Raw genomic sequence first — 1,204 nt, 5'->3', positions numbered from 1 at the left:
CATTTTTTCATTATCAATAACTAGAACAGAACCAATTTTTCCTTCAGTGATTAGTTTTTGTAGCTCTGAAATACCTGCTAGTGCATTTTTGCGGAATGTTGAACCGCGTTCATCTTTAGAAGGGATAGAGCAGATAATACCTAAAGGTATTTTTCCATTAGGAAGGCTTCTATTTGAACGAACTTTTGATAGAAATGCAAGGGCAACTTTCAATGCTCCATTACCAGTTCCACCGCCTAGTGACACGGAAACCCAAACAAAATCAGCGTTCTGTACATCTTCATTAAGAGCTACTTTCTTGTACTCATCTTGATTTTCTTTAGCAATTTGAAAGCCAAGAGCAGCATTTTTGCTTGTACCTTCAATTTCATTATATTGTTTGCTTTTTGTTAAGATTCTTCGAGAATCAGGGATTAGTTTGTTATGTTCATCCATGTCAGTTTTAGATGAGTTTAGTATATATGTCGGCATGCCGAATCGAGACAGTTCAGCAGCAATGCGGCCTCCACCTTGTCCGAGACCAATAACAGTCATACTAAGGAAGCGATCTAGTTCTGTTTTTACTTCGTCTGAATTTACATGTTCGGATAGTAGTGCTTTTGTTGCTCCTACACGTTCTAAACTAAATTTCATATGTAATGCACCTCATTTTATATTTGGTTAGTTGCTTTGTTCCTGGCTTCTTTTTGTAAGTAGTTAACTAGCTGTAGTCCACGTGGAGTTAAAAAGTATGGTTTTTTTAGTCCATCCATTTTGACTTCAATGAATCCTTGGCTTTCTAGAATCAAAAATGCAGCTTCATGCTTTTTGCGTTGATTGGTATAGACGTTTAAACTTGTTTTTGTTAATCCACCATTCTTGTGATGCTTAACTACCTCACGAAAACAATCTATCGTGAAATCATCTAGTTTACTTCGAAGAAACTGTAATACTTCATTAGAATATGTAATGTCGTTAATGTCTCTATATTTTATTATAGGTTTTTGTGACTGAGTGTTAGGATCTTCATTCAAGAGTTTAAACCTCCTTTATTAAACAATCGTGCTTTTATTGTACCATTAAGGTACGTTATGGTGCAATAAAGCTGTACCGAATTGGTACAGTTAAATAAGTTGTTGACAAATAAGTGTTTGACCACTATTTCGGTGTGGATTTCTGAGCGAGAATTAGTTATTGTACCAATATGGAACAATTAATTATTGCT

Annotated in this window: 1 protein-coding gene and 1 pseudogene; both read right to left on the bottom strand. The window is 35.1% G+C overall.

All coding sequences use genetic code 11. The features are described from left to right. Positions 1-633 (bottom strand): annotated as a pseudogene (locus V7014_RS26995) (cell division protein FtsZ); the annotation flags it as partial. A gap of 17 nt (positions 634-650) precedes the next feature. Beyond that, positions 651-1,013: a hypothetical protein gene (locus tag V7014_RS26990; RefSeq protein WP_335512190.1), complete on the bottom strand. Its 363-nt coding sequence runs from the start codon at positions 1,011-1,013 to the stop codon at positions 651-653. Between the last annotated feature and the right edge of the window lie 191 nt (positions 1,014-1,204).

The organism is Bacillus sp. JJ722 (assembly GCF_036963345.1).
Lineage (GTDB): Bacteria > Bacillota > Bacilli > Bacillales > DSM-1321 > Bacillus_AD.
Note: the sequence above shows the minus strand (reverse complement) of the source record. Positions and strands in the feature narration are given on the sequence as shown.